This window comes from Oceanisphaera pacifica (genome assembly GCF_017498065.1).
GTDB lineage: Bacteria > Pseudomonadota > Gammaproteobacteria > Enterobacterales > Aeromonadaceae > Oceanimonas > Oceanimonas pacifica.
Genome location: NZ_JAGDFX010000014.1, coordinates 46,676 through 61,891, shown reverse-complemented (window position 1 = coordinate 61,891; position 15,216 = coordinate 46,676). Strand labels below are relative to the sequence as shown.

Genomic DNA, 15,216 nt, shown 5'->3' with positions numbered 1-15,216 from the left:
AGTACTTTGGCTGCTATGTCCCTCTTGGCTAACAACATTTAAAAGGAAGCATCATGGTTAAGCGCAACAACACTGGCCGTTTTTTTAGCAAAGGATTAAGTGCGGCACTCATCGCCGTTGTAATGGCGCTACCAGCGCAGGGCGCCGATAAGTTTAAAGCGGTGACCACTTTTACCGTTATCGCCGATATGGCACGCAACGTGGCGGGAGATGTGGCGATTGTGGAGTCTATTACTAAACCCGGTGCCGAAATTCATGATTATCAGCCTACCCCTGGCGATATTATTCGCGCTCACGATGCAAAGCTTATTTTTGCCAACGGCTTAAACCTTGAGCTCTGGTTTGAAAAGTTTTATCAAAATATGAAGGATATGCCAGAAGTGGTGGTGTCTAAGGGCATAGATCCCATGGGTGTGGTGGCGGGCCCCTATGAAGGCACTCCTAATCCGCATGCCTGGATGTCACCCAAAAACGCCATGATCTACGTGGATAATATTCGTGATGCCTTTATCAAATACGATCCTGATAATACTGCTGCCTATCAGGATAATGCCGCTGCCTATAAAGCAAGCATAGAGGCAGTTATCGCGCCCATTCAGCAGTTAATTGATGAGTTACCAGAAGATAAGCGCTGGTTAGTGACCAGTGAAGGGGCGTTTTCGTATTTAGCGCGCGACTTTGGCTTAAAAGAGCTGTATTTATGGCCGATTAACGCCGATCAACAAGGCACACCACAGCAAGTGCGTAAGGTAATAGATACGGTACGCAAGCAGCATATTCCTGCGGTATTTAGTGAAAGTACTGTCTCTGATAAGCCCGCGAAACAAGTGGCCCGAGAAACGGGGAGTCATTATGGCGGCGTACTCTATGTTGACTCATTAAGTGCAAAAGATGGCCCAGTGCCTACCTACCTCGACTTATTGGGCGTAACCTCACAAACCATAGTTAGCGGTATTAAAGAAGGATTAAATAAATGAGCGAACGGCATCAGCAACAAGATAATAGCGCAACGTTAGCCGCCGATGCCGGCATGAAGGTAGAAGATGTTACCGTAACCTATCGTAATGGTCATACTGCCTTGCGTGACGCCAGCTTTGCCATTCCGACCGGCACTATAGCGGCCTTGGTAGGCGTAAATGGCTCGGGCAAATCGACGCTGTTTAAAGCCATTATGGGCTTTGTGCGTTTAGCCAAGGGCAATATTAGCGTATTGGGCATGAGTGTCGATGACGCATTGCGCCAAAATTTAGTGGCTTATGTACCCCAAGCCGAAGAAGTAGACTGGAATTTTCCGGTATTAGTAGAAGATGTGGTGATGATGGGTCGTTATGGCCACATGGGTTGGTTACGCCGACCCAAGGCCGTTGATCATGAGGCGGTCACTCAAGCATTAGCACGCGTGAATATGACGGAGTTTCGCAAACGCCAAATTGGTGAGTTATCGGGCGGGCAAAAAAAGCGGGTGTTTTTAGCCCGCGCCTTGGCACAAAACGGCCAAATTATTTTACTCGATGAGCCTTTTACCGGGGTTGATGTAAAAACTGAAGATCAAATTATCGAGTTATTGCGTGAGCTACGTGCCGAAGGCCGCGTAATGTTAGTGTCTACTCACAACTTAGGCTCGGTGCCGGAGTTTTGTGATCGCACTATCTTAATTAAAGGCACAGTCTTGGCCCACGGCACCACCCAAGACACCTTTACTCAAGATAATTTAGAGCTGGCCTTCGGCGGCGTATTGCGCCATTTCGTGCTTAATGAAAACAAACACGGCCGGCCTCACGCCATCGGTATTATTAGTGATGATGAACGCCCATTGATTATTAAAGCCGGCCAAGTACATAACCGCGAAGCGCAAAGCAAATGGGAGGGCGAAAACGATGACCATTCTGCTTGAACCCTTTGCTTATCAGTACATGGTGAATGCCATGTGGGTATCAGCATTAGTGGGTGGCGTGTGTGCATTTTTATCTTGTTATTTAATGCTTAAAGGCTGGTCACTAATTGGCGATGCGCTGTCGCACTCTATTGTGCCAGGGGTAGCGGGCGCTTACATGCTGGGCTTGCCGTTTTCATTGGGTGCCTTTTTTGCTGGGGGCTTAGCCGCCGGCACCATGTTGTTTTTAAACCAGCGCAGCAAACTTAAAGAAGATGTCATTATTGGCCTGATCTTCTCTAGCTTTTTTGCCCTTGGCTTGTTTATGGTGTCGCTAAAACCCACAGCGGTAAACATTAAAACCATAGTGTTGGGCAACATTTTAGCCATAGACCCTATGGATATTGTGCAGCTGGTGATCATCAGTCTGGTGTCATTACTGATCTTGTTGGTGAAATGGAAAGATATTTTGGTAGTATTTTTCGACGAGAACCATGCCCGCTCGATAGGCATTAGCCCCACTAAAATAAAGCTACTGTTTTTTACACTGTTGGCCGCCTCTACCGTGGCTGCACTACAAACCGTGGGCGCTTTTTTGGTCATTTGCTTGGTGGTTACCCCTGGGGCAACCGCCTACCTATTAACGGATCGCTTTCCCAAGTTACTTATTATTGCCATTACTATTGGCGCTGTTACCAGCTTTATTGGCGCTTATGCCAGCTACTTTCTTGATGGTGCCACTGGCGGCATTATCGTAGTGCTACAAACATTATTATTTTTATTGGCCTTTTTCTTTGCTCCCAAACACGGTTACTTTGCCGCCCGCAAAAAAGCGGCTCAAGCACTGGAGGTGGCACCATGATAGATACCTTATTGGCCCCTTTTCAGTTTAGCTTTATGGTTAATGCGCTGATTATTTCGGTGCTTATTGCCGTGCCTACCGCCCTGCTCTCGTGCTTTTTAGTACTTAAAGGCTGGGCGTTAATGGGCGACGCCATGAGCCATGCGGTATTTCCGGGGGTAGTGATTGCTTACATTGTGGGGGCACCCTTTACTATTGGGGCCTTTATTGCTGGCATGGTGTGTGCGTTGTCGATTGGCTTTTTAAAGAACAACAGCCGCATTAAGCAAGATACCGTAATGGGCATTGTATTCTCAGGTATGTTTGGCTTAGGTCTGCTGCTGTATGTAAAAATTCATTCCGATGTGCACCTAGACCATATTCTATTTGGCGACATGTTAGGCATAGGTTGGCCAGATATTATTGAAACTGGCGTAATTGCGCTAATAACCGTGTTTATTTTGGGTAGTAAGTGGCGAGACTTCTTACTGCATGCCTTTGATGCCGCCCATGCACAGGCGATTGGCTTGCGCGTAAACCTGCTGCATTACACCTTGTTATGCTTAATTGCCTTAACCATAGTGGCGGCCTTAAAATCGGTGGGGTTAATTTTAGCTATTTCACTGCTCATCGCCCCTGGTGCCATCGCATTTTTGCTCACCAATAAGTTTAGTACTATGTTGCTATTATCAGTAGTGATCGCCGTAGTTGGCGCTTTTTTAGGGGTATATTCGTCGTTTTACCTCGACAGCGCCCCCGCCCCCACCATAGTGTTGCTGCTTACCTTGTTCTTTATTGCGGCTTTTATACGCGCCACCCGCAAGCAGGCTAAAGCTACTTTTGCCACGGAATCCACGAAACCCACAGAAGAATAGAGATAAAAAAAAGAAAGTTTTTTATTAGTAATGACCTTAACCTTACAGTGCTTGGTCATTTTTCGGTCTTATATCAGTTTAACTTTTCCGTGCTATTCAGTGTATTCCGTGGCAAAAAGTCTTTAATCTTGGTGTTCTCGGTTATTAAGCCAATTCGGCTAGGGCTTTGCGCAGGGGGTTAAAGTGTTGGGCGAAGCGTAGTGCAACATAGCTGACCACCAAGGTAGCAATCACTAACTCGCCTTCTGCCATCCAGTGCAGTTGATTGATGCTGGCGCTATCTAAACCTAGCGTTTCTGCCAGCGCTGCCACTTTAAACAAGGCGGTGGCACCTATTACCAGTGGAAAAGTAAAAGCGGCGTAGCCTGGGCTAAAGGGTAAGCGTAATAACTTAATAAAAGCCAAGTAAATCAATGCCGTCATCAGTACGGCTATGCCTAATAAGACGGCCACTAATACCGGTGCTGGCTCTGTGGTAACGGTTAAGTAACCGGCTAAAGATAGGCTGGCAGGTGCGGCCATAATAGCAATAGTCGGTTTAGCCGCATCGGGCACTTCGCCACAAAATATTAAACGATACAGCATCATGGGCAACATAATCGCGTAGCAAATAATACCAAACCACAACAGCACATCAGCTAAAGGAGCCAGTGCTCCACCTGGGCTGGCCACATCAGCCACTATGATACCAATGGGCGGCACAAACCAGCTGGGTACCATGTGATGAAGTTTAAAGTCTTTAAGGCGATGCCAAATAAAGGTCACCAAAAACACCAAGTGCAAGCCGATGGCAAACAACCACAACCCCACCCCTAAATCACCGCCTACGGCGTTAGACACCACCATAGTGGCCATGGCAAAAGTAGGCGCTACGCTACCCACCACAGGGTGAGCTAAGTCTTGCGCCAGCAAGTGGGGATGTAAGACAAATTTGCCGGTTAATATTAATAATAAGGCAGCGGCAATTAGAGCGCCTAGGGTTTGAGCGCCACCAGAAAACAAGCCGACACTCTCCCAGGCCCAGCCTAAACTGGCGATACCTAAAGCGAGCCCCGCCATGGGGGTGGGCACATTGGCAAAACGGTGACGAGTAATATTCAGCATGGTGGGTCTCCTTGGTAACTGGTAGTTATCATAAAAAAACTTTACCATTCAAGATATCTAAATGATTTAAACAAGGTGTTTAGCTTTACTAAATGATAAGTTTTAAACAGCTACAAGTATTTGCCAGCATTGCGCACCATGGCAGCTTAGGCGTGGCCGCCGAAGAGCTCTTTCTTAGTAAGGGAGCTTTATCTCAAGCTCTGGGTGAATTAGAGCGCCAGCTTGGTCACCCGGTGTTTGATCGCGTACACCCGCACTTAAAGCTCAATGAGCAAGGTCGGCTACTGCAACCCTTGGCTGAAGAAGTGTTAAGTCGGATCACCGATATTGAGCATTTATTTGATGAACAAGGCGCGCCCAGCGGCTCTTTACGCCTAGGTGCTAGCCAAACTATTGGTAACTATCTGCTCCCCAAATTATTGGCACAGCAACCCGAGCTACAAGCTAAAGTAAAAATCACTAATACTCATTATTTATGTGGGATGCTGCTGCGTTTTGAGTTAGATATGGCATTAATTGAAGGTGAAAGCTTTCACCCCGACTTAGTCACTCAGCATTGGCTAACAGATGAAATGTTAATTATTGCTCCCACCACGCATCCATTAGCAGGTAAGCAGACACTTAGCTTGCCCCAACTGCAGCAATATAATTGGGTGTTACGCGAGCCACTTTCTGGCAATCGTGAGCAGTTTGAGCGAGATATTGCCCCTCATATAGGAGCATTAGGTCAGTTACTTGAGCTTAATACGCTAGAGTCGGTAATACAGGCGGTAGAGCAAGGGCTAGGGTTGGCATTTGTTTCAAAAAGAGCGGTAAGCGACCGGCTAACTTATGGGCGACTGGTTGCTTTAGATGTAAACACTCACTTATCTCGTACCTTAAAACTGGTATGGCATAAACAAAAATACCACTCCGCCTTATTACGCCGCTTTATCACCCTTTGCCAGCAACAGGGCCAAGATTGAGTGCAACAGCGCTCCTCCACATCTGCCGGCTAGCATAGCCAGCACGCTGTCAGACCAAGAACATCTATTCGAATCAGAGCCAGATAATCTTGCAATAATCCATTTTCTGTAAATGCATGTGCTCTGATAAACGATTTATACTTAGGTGCCGCTCGAACCGGCTAAATCAGGAGACGAATACCGATGAAGCTTTCCCAGCTTAATGCTTTCAGGGCTATTGTCGAATGCCAGACAGTAACAGCAGCAGCCGAGCGACTTAATCTTAGTCAACCAGCAGCGAGTCGATTATTGGCGGCACTCGAGCAGCGGCTGGGATTTCAGCTCTTTATCCGCCAAGGAAACCGACTGCTGCTAAGTGATGATGGCGAGGCTTTTTATTTGGAAGTAATCCGAGCCTTTGAAGCATTCTCTGGGTTGGATCATACTGCGTCATCCATTCGCGCTAATCGCTTCGGCAGCCTCAATGTTGCCGCTATGCCGCTGCTTTCCAACGCATTTTTACCCCGTACCTTGGCCCGCTTTCTACATCAAACATCGCAGATGAAGGTAGCTCTAAAAACTTATCGTTCGGAAGATGTCATACGTAGAGTACAAAGTCAGACCACCGATATCGGTTTTGCCTTTATCGATGAGCCACTGCCGGGTGTTAGAGCCCAGCGAGTGAAATGCGAGTCGGTATGCCTGCTGCCAGCCGGTTCATCATTGGCAAAAAAGTCACATATTGATCTAGACGATCTGGCCGAACTGCCGCTGATCCGTCATGAAAAAGACGTTAGCCAGCGCCAGTTCGATGCTTTACTCCGGCGCTATCAGCTAAACATGACCGAACGAATAGAGGTTTCGCTTGCCACCACAGCGGCAGCCTTGGTACGTGAAGGATTGGGTATGGCCATTACTGACCCTTTTACTGCCCGCATTGCTAACGAATACAAAGAGGTTATAGAGCGACCACTGGCCTTTTCGCTACCGTTCGAATTTGAAGTCCTCTATCCAGCTCTGCGCCCACTCAATCGTCATGCACAGCGTTTTATCAAACACTTTACCGATCTGGCCGAAGATATGGAGATAGTGATGAGCATAGGAACAATACGAGATCTATCTGAACAAAAGTGACTTAACTCACACTTTTATCTCGGCTGCAATAGAATAAAACATAAATTTAACACCTTGTGCATCAAATGGTTACATCACATCACTCTCTTCAGTATGTCTTTTTTGCATAGCTCAAGAAAGCCTGAGCATTATCCTACGATTACGATTTTTCCTAGTCTGACGCCATCAGTAATCAATCGTCAGAGGAAATACCATGTGCTCTCGTGTCTCCGTAATCGGTTCCGGTAATGCAGGCCTGACCGCCGCCTACCATTTATCCCTAATGGGAAACCAAGTTTGCCTGTATGGCGCATCCGGCTTTGATCAGCCACTAGACGACATCGCTCAGCTCGGCGGTATACAGTCGCTGGCAGAATTTAATGGTGTACCCCTAGAGTTTGCCGGTACTCAGTCGATCCATACCCTAAGTCGCGACTTGGCCGATGCAGTGGCCTTCTCCGATGTGCTAATACTGCCCGTTCCATCCTTTGCTCAAGAGCCCTTATTCAGGGCCATGCTGCCACACCTGCGCGATGGCCAGACTATATTGCTAATGCCGGGAAACTACGGCTCGTTAGTATTTAACCGTATCAAAATGGAAGAAGGCTTCCAGATGCTGGACGTCACTCTGGTTGATGCCATCTCCATCCCTTGGGCAACCCGCATCGTCGGCCCCGCTCAACTGGCCATTCTTGGCATGAAAAAACAGCTGCCCGTAGCTGCTTTGCCAGCCAGCCGCACGCAAGAAGCCATTAAACGACTCCAGCCACTGATGCCATTACCATTAACTGCTCTGGACAACGTGATTGCCGCTGGGCTGGAAAATATCAACTTCGGCGGCCATCCGTTATTGACCACTCTCAGTATGGGGTTGTTGGAAAACTTTGACGGCCAGTTCAACTACTACAAAGACTGCTGCTCAACCGCCACCGCCAAAGCCGCGGCAGTGATGGAACAGGAGCGTCTGGCAGTGGGTGAAGCTCTGGGGCTAACTCTAAAACCTGAGCTAGAAGCCATGAACAGCCTTTACGGTCTGAGCGCCAGTAGTGTCTACGAGCTAAATCGTACATCAGAAACTCACGGCAAACTCAATAGCGCCCCAAAATCGGCTCAAGATCGCTATATCACCGAAGATGCCGCTTATCTGCTGGTTCCCTGTTTTGAACTAGGACAACTAGCCGGAGTAAAAACCACTCTGGTTGAATCCTGCCTACATATAAACAATGCCTATAACGAAGCCGACTATTTCTGTAGCGGGCGCACCCTAGATAAAATGGGCCTAACTGGAAAATCGGTTCAGGAAATCATGGAGCTGGTTGCCTAATACCGAACGATGAAGCCACTGCTTTATTGCCGGTAACACGGCTGATGCGTGATAAGGATATTTTAATGACCAAAATAAAGTTTCCCTCCGCCTACACCATATTATTTCTGCTTACCGTGGTGATGGCGATACTGACTTGGATTATTCCTGCCGGTCAGTATCAGATGGTAGAAAACGAAAACCTAGGGCGCTTAGTACCTCAGGTAGGCTCCTATCACTTGGTTGATGCCAATCCGCAAGGCATCGTGGAGATCCTGATGGCATCGGTGCAGGGATTTTATGATCCAGTTAACTATGTCGCCCGAGCCGTGGATGTAGCTCTTTTTGTACTAGTGATTGGCGGCTTTCTGGCGGTGGTTACTCGCACAGGAGCTATAGATGCTGGTATCAATGGCAGCATGGCCCGGCTCAAGGGGCAAGAAAAATGGATGATCCCGCTGCTGATGGGCCTGTTTGCTCTGGCCGGAACTGTCTACGGTATGGCCGAGGAAACTCTCCCCTTTTATGCCCTCCTGATCCCGGTGATGATAGCCGCCGGTTACGACAGCATAGTGGGCATAGCTATTATCATGATAGGTGCCGGTATCGGCTGTTTAGGCTCAACTATCAACCCCTTCGCGACCGTAATTGCCTCCAATGCCGCCGAGATCAATTTTATGGACGGCTTTGGCCTGCGCTTGGCGATTTTAGTACTAGGCTGGCTGGCCTGCGTGCTCTATGTCATGCGCTATGCAGAAAAAGTGAAGCAGGATCCATCTCTTTCCGTAGTCGCTCACCAGAAGGAAGAAAACGAGCGACACTTTCTGCACGGAAAAGAGCAAAAGGCACCCGAGCTAACACCAACTCGCAAGATCATTCTGGCTATATTCGCCCTGACTTTTGGAGTAATGATGTGGGGTGTATCGGCGGGCGGATGGTGGATGGCCGAACTCTCAGCGCTCTTTATCGGTGCTAGCATATTGGTGGGGCTAGTAGGCCGACTGTCTGAATCAGAACTAACCGACAGTTTTATCGGTGGTGCTCGGGATCTGCTGGGGGTGGCACTGATTATCGCCATTGCCCGAGGCTTAGTGGTAGTAATGGATAACGGCAACATCACTCATACCATACTCAACTATGCTGAAGGGCTGCTGTCAGGAATGCATCAGATCGCCTTTATCAATGCGATTTATGGGATAGAAGCGATAATGAGTCTAATCGTGCCTTCCTCCTCTGGGCTGGCAGTACTATCAATGCCGATACTGGCACCCTTGGCCGATTTCTCCGGTACCAGTCGTGAACTAGTAGTGACCGCCTTCCAGTCTGCTTCCGGCCTACCCAATCTAGTGACGCCTACTTCCGGCATCGTTATGGGTGGCCTAGCCATAGGACGGGTATCCTATGCCGCTTGGCTGCGCTTTATTGGACCCTTACTGGGCTTTCTTATCCTGATGGTCATGAGCATGCTTAGCTTGGGAGTGGTATTAGGAAGTTAAACTCGATTCTCCGATCACCGGCAAACAAAAAAGGCCGCAGGCAAACGCTTGCGGCCTTTTTATCCACTGGGCCTGAGATCAAGCTTTCTTTTCTTCTGCCTGACAGGCGGCGGCGGTAAACAGCACGTCGGTAGAGCTATTAAGGCCGGTTTCTGCCGAATCTTGTAATACGCCAATAATAAAGCCGACAGCCACCACTTGCATGGCGACGTCATTAGAAATACCAAACAAGCTACATGCCAGTGGGATCAAGAGTAAAGACCCTCCCGCCACACCAGACGCACCACAAGCAGAAACCGAGGCAATCAGGCTCAGTAATAGTGCCGTGCCTAGGTCTACATTTATTCCTAAAGTGTGTACCGCAGCCAAGGTAAGCACGGTAATGGTAATGGCCGCGCCGCCCATATTAATGGTGGCACCCAGCGGAATAGACACAGAATAAGTGTCTTCGTGCAGGTCTAGGCGCTTACATAAATCCATATTGACCGGAATGTTTGCCGCCGAGCTACGGGTAAAGAAGGCCGTTACGCCACTTTCGCGCAAGCACTTAAACACCAGCGGATATGGATTGCGACGAAGCTTAAAGAACACAATGAGCGGGTTCATCACCAAGGCAATAATCAGCATAGAGCCAATAAGTACGGCCAACAGGCGCGCATAACCCCACAGTGCATCAAAACCGGTGGCGGCAATGGTGCTGGCCACCAAGCCAAAAATACCCAGTGGAGCTAAACGGATCACAAAGCGCACTATGCTAGAAACACCATCAGAAATATCGCGAAACACATGCTTGCTTGATTCAGAGCCTTGGCGCAACACCAAGCCTAGGCCAATCGCCCATGCCAAAATACCGATAAAGTTACCAGAAAGCAGCGCATTTACTGGGTTATCCACTATCTGAAACAATAAGGTGTGCAATACTTCCGCTATGCCCTCTGGCGGCGTGGCATCTGCTGCATCTAGCGCCAGCACCAAGGTGGTTGGAAAGATAAAGCTCATTAGCACTGCGGTAAGAGCTGCAATAAAAGTACCCACTAAATACAAGGCCAAAATCGGCTTGATGTTAGTTTGGCTGCCCTGTTTATGGTTGGCGATAGAAGACAGCACCAATACAAACACTAAAATAGGCGCCACGGCTTTTAAGGCGCTAACAAACAAGCTCCCCAATAGGCCGACAGAGTTAGCGGCTTCTGGGGCAACAATGGCTAATAGCGTACCGGCAATAATACCAATCAAAATCTGCGTTACTAAACTCACACTGTGAGTGAGGCGAAATAACAAGGGTTGTGTCTGGCTCATAATCATCCTCTGATGGCTGAAAATCCATCTTATATACCAATATTATTGCGACTTTATAGCAGAACACGCTATAAAAAAACTAAAAGCGCAGCATTTTGCAACAAAGCGCACAGATAGATCTTTTTTATAACGGCTGAGCTTTTAACTAACAGCTTGGTCACGTTAAAAGTACAGCGCTTTGTTGCGCACGTCCTCATGTTAGGATGTCGATAATACACAGGCTAACTCAAGCACTTAAGCTAATATCTATATTGTCTGTTGCCCCTTTAGCAAAGAAAGGAATCTTATGCGCTCTGTCATTCTAGTGTTACTAATGATGCTTAGCCTGCTGACCACCTCTGCTCGGGCCATTAGCCCAGAGCAAGTACCTGAACCATTACAGCCTTGGATTAACTGGGTGTTAGAAGGCGAAGAACACCGCCAGTGCCCATTTATTTATAACCAAGCTGAAGGCTATCAATGTGCTTGGCCCACTCAACTTGCGCTGGATTTAACCGATAACAGCGGCCAGTTTCGTCAGCAGTGGCAGCTTTATAATGACAGCTGGGTTGCGCTGCCTGGTAATCGAGAGCATTGGCCACAACAAATTACAGTGAATGGTCAACCCAAAGCGGTATCGATAAAAAAAGGGCGCCCACGTATTAAGCTCCCCAAGGGCCAGCACTTAGTAACTGGACAATGGCAGTGGCCGACATTACCGAAAAACTTAATGCTTAATCCGGCTACAGGTTTGTTAGCACTTACTATCAATAATCAACCAATAAAAAAGGTAGAGTTAGATAAAAACGGCCGTTTATGGTTGGGGGAAAATAACAGTAATAACACCACAAGTGCGCCACAAGGTGATGCACTCTCGTTACAGGTGTTTCGTAAAATTTCTGATAGTATTCCGTTGCAGGTAACCACCTTAATTAACTTAGAAGTAGCTGGCGAGCAACGCGAGCTATTGCTTGGGCCACTGCTACTTGATCAACAGATCCCCCTGCAGCTCGACAGCCCACTGCCGGCCAGATTAGAGGCCAACGGCCAATTAAGAGTGCAAGTGCGCCCTGGTCGCTGGAGCATTAACTTAGTTAGTCGCCACCCCACCAATATTAACCAGCTAAGGGTACCTAACGCCAACGCGCCTTGGCCGGAGCAAGAGGTATGGGTATTTGACGCTAAGCCACAGCTGCGCTTAGTGGAGGTGGAGAATGTAACGGCAATTGATCCTAAGCAAACCAACCTACCCCAAGCTTGGCAGCAACTACCCGCTTATCAAATACGCCAAGGCGAGAGCATGGGCTTGCGTGAAATTCGCCGTGGTCACCAGAATGCTCAGCCCGATAAACTTAATTTACGCCGCCAGCTTTGGCTAGATTTTGATGGTCGCGGTTATAGTATACAAGACAGCATTACTGGGCGCATGAACCAAGGTTGGCGACTAGCAACACACCCTCAATTAATCTTGGGTCGTGTTGCTATGGATGGTCAAGATCAGTTTATTACACAGCTTGAGGGCACCAATCAAAGAGGCGTTGAAGTGCGCCGTGGCCAGCTTAATGTGAGCGCCGATAGCCGCTACCAAGATGAGATTTCCAGCCTGCCTGCCGTAGGCTGGAATATTGACTTACAGTCTTTGCATACCCAATTGCATCTTCCTCCTGGTTGGAGCTTGCTGTCTGCCTCGGGTATGGACAGCGCTAATACTTGGCTGCAAAGTTGGACCTTACTTGATTTATTTTTAGTACTGATTGCCGCCGTTGCTGCATTTCGCTTGTGGGGCTGGCAATGGGGGTTAATCACCCTAGTGACACTCTCGTTAATTTGGCACCAAGCAGCCGGATTTGGCCCACCTCGTTGGATATGGCTGCATTTATTAGCAGCCGCAGCTTTGCTAAAAGTATTGCCAGCGGGCCGATTCAAAAAAGTGGTGATCGGTTATCGTAACGCAAGTTTGCTGGTACTGCTGCTGATTGCTATTCCATTTATGGTGGATCAAATACGCACCGCTATGTATCCGCAGTTAGCACACACTACGCCTTATCGCCATGCTCCTGAAATAAACGAAGCAGCTATGGACAGCATAAGCAGTAATCAGGTGCAGCAAGCTGCCGCAGAGCTAACGCAACAAGTGCGTACCAGCCAACGATTGCCTTCACCTAAGGCCAGCAGCCAGCCTGCGCCATTAACCCAAATTGATCCCAACACCAAAGTGCAAACCGGTCCCGGCATGCCTAAATGGCAATGGAATAGCATAAACCTAACTTGGAATGGCCCAGTGCAACAAGATCAACAGATTAAATTAGTACTGCTCTCTCCCACCGTGAACATGATATTAAATGTGCTGCGCGTATTATTGATTAGCCTGCTGGTGCTACGCATGACCGGCATCAGGCTTAGCCGTGCAAAAGCCGCATTACCAAAAGGCAGTGTGGGGGCACTTATCTTGCCCGCTACCTTATTGTTGCCTTTATTACTGGCAAGCCCCACCCCCGCACAGGCAGCCATACCCAATGAGCAGTTATTAACGGAGCTAAAAACCAAGCTGCTCGCGCCGCCAGAGTGCTTGCCACAATGTGCACAAATCGCGACGTTAGATATCACCCTAGATAAACAGCAACTAAGCGCCGAGTTAGAAATACATACTCAGCAAGCCGTGGCCGTCCCCTTGCCTGTTAATGCCCAACACTGGCTGCCCAATAAGGTGTTTGTGAATGACAACGCCAGTAGCGCCCTATTGCGCCAGCCCAATGGTGCCTTATATGTGCCCTTACCCGCAGGTATTCACACCGTGCGTTTAACCGGCTCGCTCAATGAACAAACATCCATCAGACTGCCACTGTTACTGCGCCCGCATCGGGTAACACTGCATGCCGCCCAAGCCCACTGGACTTGGCAAGGGGTTAATGACAATGGCGTGCCCAGCGCGCAACTGACGCTCAATAAAGTGCCGGCGGTAAGCTCAACCCCAACACCGCGCAAGCTAGAGCCAGGCGCACCGCCAAAGTTTGCTAGCGTAGAGCGTACTTTACGTTTAGATCTCAACTGGAATGTCAGCACTCAAGTGCGTCGACAATCTCCGCTGGGCCAACCAATGTCGCTTGCTATTCCGCTGTTAGCCAATGAATCGGTACTCACCGAGGGAGTAAATGTTAAAGCAGGCAAGGCGATCATTCACTTTAGCGCCAACCAGCAAACCGCTAGTTGGCAGTCGCGATTAGAAAAATCAGAAACGTTAACGCTAAAAGCGGCCAATACCGAGCATTGGAACGAGCGCTGGCAACTAGATGCTAGCGCTATTTGGCATATCACTACGAGTGAGTTGCCGGTTATTTATCAGCAAAATGCCAGTGGCTATAGGTTACCTGAATGGCGGCCTTGGCCTGGTGAGACTGTCACACTTAACATAAGTCGCCCTGCAGGTGTGGCGGGCCAAACGCTCACCATAGACAGCACCAAGCTCAGTTTAACGCCGGGCCACAGAGCCATGGATGCCAATTTAGCGCTACAAATACGCAGCAGCCAAGGCGGACAACACCGCCTACAACTGCCCAACAATATCAAGTTACAATCGGTAGTAATTAACCATAAAAATCAGCCTCTTCGCCTACAAGAAGACAATAGTTTAATTATTCCCCTCACCCCGGGGGCGCAAGATATACAGATAAGCTGGCGTCATAATAGCGGTGTTGAGCCATTGCTCACGACCCCCGTTATTAACCTCAATAGCCCGAGCGTAAATAACGATATCGATCTCAATTTGGGGGAAGATCGCTGGGTATTATTTACCGCAGGGCCAAACATGGGCCCGGCGGTATTATTTTGGAGTTTACTGGCCATTATTGTACTGTTAGCCGTGGGCTTAAGTCGTATCCGCTTTACGCCGCTGCGTTTTCACCATTGGTTATTACTGGGTATTGGGCTTACACAAATTCCGCTATGGATGGCGTTTATTGTAGTGGGCTGGTTGCTGGCGCTGGGCTTACGCCAAGGTTGGCAACATCAGTCGGCAGGTAAGGTGTTTAATCTGGTGCAAGTAGGGTTAGTTTTGCTCACTTTATTGGCGTTAAGCGTGCTGTTTTTCGCCATACAACAAGGTTTGCTGGGATTACCCAATATGCAAGTTAGTGGTAATCGCTCTTATGGTACTGTGCTGCGTTGGTATCAAGACCGAAGTGCTAACAGCTTGCCTCAAGCTTGGGTGGTGTCGGTGCCTTTGTTGGTATATCGCTTATTAATGTTGAGTTGGGCGCTCTGGTTGGCTTTTGCCCTGCTGCATTGGTTACGTTGGGGCTGGGAGTGTTTTTCTCAGCAAGGATTATGGCGACCGTTGAATATACATATCGACTTTGAAGGCAAGGGAAAGCCTTAAGTCTTCGGGATTCA

Annotated in this window: 11 protein-coding genes; 9 read left to right on the top strand and 2 right to left on the bottom strand. The window is 48.5% G+C overall.

Annotation, left to right across the window (positions count from 1 at the left end; translation table 11 throughout):
- The first annotated feature begins 53 nt into the window (after positions 1–53).
- The 4 genes from J3U76_RS11880 to J3U76_RS11865 are packed head-to-tail and all read left to right on the top strand — an operon-like array spanning position 54 to position 3,589.
- Entirely contained in the window at positions 54–977 is a 924-nt protein-coding gene (locus J3U76_RS11880; RefSeq protein WP_208006192.1) for a metal ABC transporter substrate-binding protein, read from the top strand.
- Positions 974–1,894 (top strand): manganese/iron ABC transporter ATP-binding protein, encoded by a 921-nt coding sequence (locus tag J3U76_RS11875; RefSeq protein WP_279382286.1) that lies wholly within the window; start codon positions 974–976, stop codon positions 1,892–1,894. The genes J3U76_RS11880 and J3U76_RS11875 overlap by 4 nt, the downstream gene beginning before the upstream one ends.
- Positions 1,878–2,735, top strand: coding sequence for a metal ABC transporter permease (locus J3U76_RS11870; RefSeq protein ID WP_208006191.1), 858 nt, complete (start codon positions 1,878–1,880; stop codon positions 2,733–2,735). Before J3U76_RS11875 ends, J3U76_RS11870 begins: the two co-directional genes overlap by 17 nt.
- Positions 2,732–3,589 carry a metal ABC transporter permease gene (locus J3U76_RS11865; protein WP_208006190.1) on the top strand — a complete coding sequence of 286 codons (858 nt, stop codon included), beginning with the start codon at positions 2,732–2,734 and terminating at the stop codon, positions 3,587–3,589. The genes J3U76_RS11870 and J3U76_RS11865 overlap by 4 nt, the downstream gene beginning before the upstream one ends.
- Before the next feature lie 144 nt (positions 3,590–3,733).
- Here the strand turns inward: J3U76_RS11865 and J3U76_RS11860 are convergent, their stop codons facing one another.
- Complete coding sequence (locus J3U76_RS11860; RefSeq protein WP_208006189.1) at positions 3,734–4,693, bottom strand: TDT family transporter; 960 nt, start codon at positions 4,691–4,693, stop codon at positions 3,734–3,736.
- Between the two features lie 92 nt (positions 4,694–4,785).
- Between J3U76_RS11860 and J3U76_RS11855 the strand changes: the two genes are divergently transcribed.
- The 4 genes from J3U76_RS11855 (at position 4,786) to J3U76_RS11840 (ending at position 9,549) form a co-directional block, all read left to right on the top strand.
- Entirely contained in the window at positions 4,786–5,658 is an 873-nt protein-coding gene (locus J3U76_RS11855; protein ID WP_208006188.1) for a LysR family transcriptional regulator, read from the top strand.
- A 183-nt stretch (positions 5,659–5,841) separates the two neighbouring features.
- Entirely contained in the window at positions 5,842–6,771 is a 930-nt protein-coding gene (locus J3U76_RS11850; RefSeq protein ID WP_208006187.1) for a LysR family transcriptional regulator, read from the top strand.
- A gap of 193 nt (positions 6,772–6,964) precedes the next feature.
- Positions 6,965–8,074: an NAD/NADP-dependent octopine/nopaline dehydrogenase family protein gene (locus tag J3U76_RS11845; protein ID WP_208006186.1), complete on the top strand. Its 1,110-nt coding sequence runs from the start codon at positions 6,965–6,967 to the stop codon at positions 8,072–8,074.
- Positions 8,075–8,139: 65 nt separating this feature from the next.
- Complete coding sequence (locus tag J3U76_RS11840) at positions 8,140–9,549, top strand: YfcC family protein (protein ID WP_208006185.1); 1,410 nt, start codon at positions 8,140–8,142, stop codon at positions 9,547–9,549.
- 78 nt (positions 9,550–9,627) lie between these two features.
- Here J3U76_RS11840 and sstT read toward each other — a convergent pair whose 3' ends face one another.
- Entirely contained in the window at positions 9,628–10,848 is a 1,221-nt protein-coding gene (gene sstT / locus J3U76_RS11835) for a serine/threonine transporter SstT (RefSeq protein ID WP_208006184.1), read from the bottom strand.
- A gap of 286 nt (positions 10,849–11,134) precedes the next feature.
- Here sstT and J3U76_RS11830 point away from each other — a divergent pair, with 286 nt between their 5' ends.
- Entirely contained in the window at positions 11,135–15,202 is a 4,068-nt protein-coding gene (locus J3U76_RS11830) for a hypothetical protein (protein WP_208006183.1), read from the top strand.
- The last annotated feature ends 14 nt before the right edge of the window (positions 15,203–15,216 follow it).

Coding starts and splice junctions, on each gene's coding strand:
- J3U76_RS11840 (WP_208006185.1), top strand. CDS start 8,140: ATGACCAAAATAAAGTTTCCCTCCGCCTACACCATATTATTTCTGCTT.
- sstT (WP_208006184.1), bottom strand. CDS start 10,848: ATGAGCCAGACACAACCCTTGTTATTTCGCCTCACTCACAGTGTGAGT.
- J3U76_RS11860 (WP_208006189.1), bottom strand. CDS start 4,693: ATGCTGAATATTACTCGTCACCGTTTTGCCAATGTGCCCACCCCCATG.
- J3U76_RS11880 (WP_208006192.1), top strand. CDS start 54: ATGGTTAAGCGCAACAACACTGGCCGTTTTTTTAGCAAAGGATTAAGT.
- J3U76_RS11870 (WP_208006191.1), top strand. CDS start 1,878: ATGACCATTCTGCTTGAACCCTTTGCTTATCAGTACATGGTGAATGCC.
- J3U76_RS11845 (WP_208006186.1), top strand. CDS start 6,965: ATGTGCTCTCGTGTCTCCGTAATCGGTTCCGGTAATGCAGGCCTGACC.
- J3U76_RS11855 (WP_208006188.1), top strand. CDS start 4,786: ATGATAAGTTTTAAACAGCTACAAGTATTTGCCAGCATTGCGCACCAT.
- J3U76_RS11830 (WP_208006183.1), top strand. CDS start 11,135: ATGCGCTCTGTCATTCTAGTGTTACTAATGATGCTTAGCCTGCTGACC.
- J3U76_RS11865 (WP_208006190.1), top strand. CDS start 2,732: ATGATAGATACCTTATTGGCCCCTTTTCAGTTTAGCTTTATGGTTAAT.
- J3U76_RS11875 (WP_279382286.1), top strand. CDS start 974: ATGAGCGAACGGCATCAGCAACAAGATAATAGCGCAACGTTAGCCGCC.
- J3U76_RS11850 (WP_208006187.1), top strand. CDS start 5,842: ATGAAGCTTTCCCAGCTTAATGCTTTCAGGGCTATTGTCGAATGCCAG.